We start from the raw sequence: 4,415 nt of genomic DNA, 5'->3' as shown, positions 1-4,415 counted from the left end.
CGGGCTCATGAGGGCAGCCCCAGCCGCGCCATCAGATCGGCGTCGATGCCGTCGAGCTGGTCGCTGATCGACGCCGAGGCGGCCCGGCGCCGATCGACCGGCATGGTCTCGATGGCGGTCACCGCCGTGGCGAGATCACCCAACCGTTCGGTGATCGCTGCGACGAACTGCCGGGTCTCGGAGTCCTTGGGCTTGCGTTCGGCAACCATGCGCAGTGTCCTTTCCGCTCCGGCGATCCGCGCCGACAACCGGGCTTCGTTTTTTCCTGATCCGGAGAACTCGCCGATGCGCGCCAGTGGCACCCCGAGCCGCGCGGCCCGTTGCTCATCGATCAAGCCCCGGACCGCCATGGCGGCCCGATATACCAGCGGGACAACGATGGGCGCCAGCATCCTGCTCACCGTCAAAGTCCGGCGAATCCGGGCCGGCGACAGCAGCTTGCCCTCGCGGGCCGCCTTGAGCTGACTCTCGGCCGCCTTGAGCGCGGCGCGGTCCCGGTCCCGTTCGGACTTGAGCTGCGCTTTGAGCGTGCGGGCTTCCGCGCGCTGGGCGGCCTTGAAGCGCTTGGCCTCACCCTTGGCGGCCAGTCGCGCCTCGAGTTTGGCCGCGGCCTTCAGGGCGCGTGCCTCGGCGCGCCGGGTCGCGCGGCTCTTGCGTTTTCTGAACAGACCCATCGCGGCCGCCTCCGAAGTGTCTCGCTGGAACCGATCAAGCCACCCTAATCACGGTGCCGGCCCCTCAGGCGCTGAGGTGCTCCTTGCGGCGCAGCTCATCGATGCGGGCCAGGACGTCCTCCTGGGCCTCCGGCGAGAGTCCGACGGCATGGGTGGCGATTCGTCGCACCCCGGCATCACGGAGGCTGTCCAGCCACGTCAACTCGGCGTCGAGCTTGGCGTAGTAGTCGTCGTCGGTGAAGAACGCGGGTTTGATCCGGAAGAAATTGGCCAGTGCGGCCATGGTGGCCATCGACGGGTTCGTCCGGTTTCCCGAGCGCAGCTGGGACAGATAGGGAGCCGACATGGTGATGCCTTCCGCCTTGAGCGCCGCGATCACCTCGGCGGACGTGTGCGGTCCCCGGCCGGGGGGATAGACCACATCGAAAAGGCGGTTCAAGCGGACAGCGAAAGTCGCGCTCATCTATAGGACCTCCAAGGGACGGCAAGTGGTCGACAGGCGCTCGGCGAGGGGGGAGCCGTCACGTCTGATGATTTGCTGATCATCGTAGCCATAGATACCCACACAACCAAGGGTGATTCCGCAGCGAATCCGATCTTGATATTTAGCGCACCGTCGCGTGGTGAGTTCGCCGACGGCACCGCCGGCCGCAGCCGAATTTCCGTGGCGTACCAAGCACAAATGCGCCGTCGTGCCGGGCTGTCCCGGCCCGGTAGGGGATCGGTCGACGTTCCTCGGCCCCGGACGCCCGTCCGGCGAAGTGAAGTCAGCACCACGCGCTGACCCGGTGGCGGGATTTGCTACCGGGCCGTGCGTCGGTCGCCGTCGGCGGGTTCGCGTCGCCGCATGACAACCCGCCGAAGCGCGGCCGCGGTGACGACTGCCACCAAGCCGGCCACCGCGCCGACGGCCACCGGACGCCACCCCAGCGCCTCGTCGAGGAGCATCCACAGGCCGAACCCGCCGAACAGCACGCCGGCCGCGCCGTGCAGCAGGGGCTCGGGCAGTTGACGGTGCAACACCGTTCCGACGGCGATCGCGACCGCGTCGGCCAGCACCATGCCCGCCGTGGCACCGAGCCACACCCCCAGCCAATCGCGGTCACTGGCCAGGGCGACCGTCGCCAACATGGTCTTGTCGCCGAGTTCTGCCAGCAGCACCGAGGACACCACAGCGAACAGCACGAACCGCGGCTCGCGGACGGTGGTGTGCCCGGATGCGGCGCTGGTGCCCTCGCGCCACGTCCACACCCCGAAGCCGATGAACGCCACCCCGGCCACGGCGGCGATGGGTCGGGTCGGCAATGTCAGCCCCAAAAAGTGCCCCACCGTCACCGAGATGCCGTGGACCGCGAACGCGGCGATGGCCACACCGCTCAGCACCACCCACCACCGGTGCCGGAGCGCGTAGGTCATGGTGATCAGCTGCGACTTGTCGCCGAGCTCGGCCAGGAACACCACTCCCAGGCTGATCAGCATGGCAGCGAGCATGCGAGAGGGCCTTTCGTCAGCTGCGAGGCTAGTGACTCACCGGCCCGGCCGCCAGCGTCGCCCGAGGTTTCGGCGACCCGGATCCGACAATTCGAAATGCCTTATGCGGCAAGGAGCATGGCCAGAATCGCGGTATCAGGGTGGCTGACCGGGTCGACGCCGACCCGGCTCACCATGGAGGTGACCGTGCCGTCGGATTCGGCTTCGACCCAAGCCGCCCGGTGTTCCAGCCCCAGATAGGGCAGACCGGGCAGCAGCACGCATCCCGATGCCGCGCCCCGGCACTCCGGTAGCGAGGGGATGGTCTCTGAAGGCGGGTGCAACATCAGCAGCGCCGAGGGCTGGCGGTCGGCGAAATACCCCGGTGCGATCGCGGATTCGCCGGCCACGGTGCCTTCGGCCAGCAGCAACCCGACGGTGCCCGGACCCGGATTGTCGGGGAGTTCCTCTCGCGTGCCGAACACCGTTGTGGTGGGCAGCAGTCCGGGCATCGAGGCCACCCGGACCGCGATGCTGAGCAACTGCGCCCATTCCTTGGTCGAATCCGGCCAGCGGCCGAAGACCACGAATCCGTGCAGTTCGCCGTGGGAATGGAACGGGGCGACTTCGATCGCCCGGCCGGACCCTGTCGTCTCCATCGCACACCCTCCGCGACATTTGGCTCGTGTGCTCGCATTTCAGCGGGTGGGTTGCCTGGCAGCATGCGACAGCCGACGAACGCGCGCAAGCGGACACGGCGACGCGGGCGATAACGAATCGATGAACAAAACGAAGCGGGGGCGCCGCACCAACGGCGCGACGCCCCCAGCTGCGCTGCGACTAGAAGATCAGACCCGAGGTCTTGGAGGTGGCGGCCGCGAACCGGGACTGGACGTCGGCCCAGTTGACGACGTTCCAGAACGCCTTCACGTAGTCGGCCTTGACGTTCTTGTACTGCAGGTAGAAAGCGTGTTCCCACATGTCGACCTGCAGCAGCGGGATGATGCCCAGCGGCACGTTGGCCTGCTGGTCGTAGAGCTGGAAGGTCAGCAGTTTGCCGCCGAGGGTGTCGTAACCCAGCACCGCCCAGCCCGAGCCCTGCAGACCGTTGGCGGCCGCGGTGAACTGCGCGCGGAACTTGTCGAACGACCCGAAGGCATCATCGATGGCCGCGGCCAGTTCACCGGTGGGCTTGTCACCGCCGTTGGGGGACAGGTTCTTCCACCAGATCGAGTGGTTGACGTGCCCGCCGAGGTGGAACGCCAGGTTCTTCTCGTTCAAAAAGATCGAGCCGTGGTCGTCCTTGGCGCGGGCTTCGGCGAGCTTCTCCAGGGCACTGTTGGCGCCGGAGACGTAGGCGGCGTGGTGCTTGCTGTGGTGCAATTCGTTGATCTGGCCCGAGATGTGCGGCTCAAGGGCTCCGTAATCCCAGTCCAAGTCCGGCAAGGTGTAGTCGGCCACGGGGTTCCTTCCTTCGATCGGTACTGATCCGGTGTCGATCACCGTTGATCATTGTCGACTTGCGTTGACGCTCTGGCGGCACCCCACCGCCTACCGCGGTCGCGATGTGGTGGGACCACCTCGATCAACACTGCTCCAACGGCGGGAGTACTGCAACAATGGGCCGCGCGGCGATGCCGGGAACAGCGCTCAGATCAGAACGATCGCCAGCAGGACGGTCAACAACACCAGTGCGATCACGCCCGCGCGCAGCGACGCCAGTAGATAGCCGCGCTTGTAGGTGGGCGATCCAGCGTGCCAGCCGGTCGCCGTGGCGACCGGCCCGGGTCCGACCGGACGTGCCGTCATTCCCCTGCCCTCGACATTCCTCTGCCCCCATGTTCACGGTGCGCCCCAACCCGTGAGACGCATCACAACGTTTCTGTGACGGTGATCATAGCGTCTCGGTATGCCGGTGGAAAAATCTGCCCGGTACAACCCGTCTCGCCTGCAGCGATGCGCCCAGGCGGCGAGCGGTCGGCCGGCGCCGGCAGCTGCTTAGTTAATCGAGGGATTTCGCTCGGAGCTGTTAATCAGCTCACATCGGCGGCCCCACCTTATCCACAGTGGGCCGATCGCAGAGGCGCAAAAAGCACCTCATCGGGCGTGTCTACCCCCGGCCCGCGTGTGGATAAACCTGTGGAAACTGTGGATAGCTCGGTGTAGCTGGGAGGGGTGCACGGCCGGGCTGGGCGACCCGCGGCGGCCGGCACCGTCGGCCTTGCGATCGCCGCTACGCTGGTGCGGTGATCCAGGTGTGCTCCCGCTGCG

General features: G+C 67.0%; 6 protein-coding genes. All 6 read right to left on the bottom strand.

Going from position 1 to position 4,415, the window contains the following annotated elements; genetic code table 11:
* Positions 1–5: 5 nt before the first annotated feature.
* The 6 genes from DQP56_RS22845 to DQP56_RS24890 all read right to left on the bottom strand — a co-directional run bounded on the left by DQP56_RS22845 (position 6) and on the right by DQP56_RS24890 (position 3,953).
* Entirely contained in the window at positions 6–674 is a 669-nt protein-coding gene (locus tag DQP56_RS22845; protein WP_112689299.1) for a DUF6474 family protein, read from the bottom strand.
* Positions 675–738: 64 nt separating this feature from the next.
* Complete coding sequence (locus DQP56_RS22840) at positions 739–1,137, bottom strand: helix-turn-helix domain-containing protein (RefSeq protein ID WP_112689297.1); 399 nt, start codon at positions 1,135–1,137, stop codon at positions 739–741.
* A gap of 338 nt (positions 1,138–1,475) precedes the next feature.
* A complete protein-coding gene (locus DQP56_RS22835) occupies positions 1,476–2,165 on the bottom strand; it encodes a TMEM165/GDT1 family protein (RefSeq protein WP_112689295.1) in 690 nt (229 codons plus the stop codon).
* Positions 2,166–2,266: 101 nt separating this feature from the next.
* Positions 2,267–2,803, bottom strand: coding sequence for a peptidase (locus DQP56_RS22830; protein ID WP_112689293.1), 537 nt, complete (start codon positions 2,801–2,803; stop codon positions 2,267–2,269).
* A gap of 181 nt (positions 2,804–2,984) precedes the next feature.
* Positions 2,985–3,605: a superoxide dismutase gene (locus DQP56_RS22825; protein ID WP_112689291.1), complete on the bottom strand. Its 621-nt coding sequence runs from the start codon at positions 3,603–3,605 to the stop codon at positions 2,985–2,987.
* 189 nt (positions 3,606–3,794) lie between these two features.
* Positions 3,795–3,953, bottom strand: coding sequence for a hypothetical protein (locus DQP56_RS24890; RefSeq protein ID WP_165825120.1), 159 nt, complete (start codon positions 3,951–3,953; stop codon positions 3,795–3,797).
* Positions 3,954–4,415: the final 462 nt, after the last annotated feature.

The sequence above is a fragment of the Mycolicibacter senuensis genome (genome assembly GCF_003284925.1).
Lineage (GTDB): Bacteria > Actinomycetota > Actinomycetes > Mycobacteriales > Mycobacteriaceae > Mycobacterium > Mycobacterium algericum_A.
Note: the sequence above shows the minus strand (reverse complement) of the source record. Positions and strands in the feature narration are given on the sequence as shown.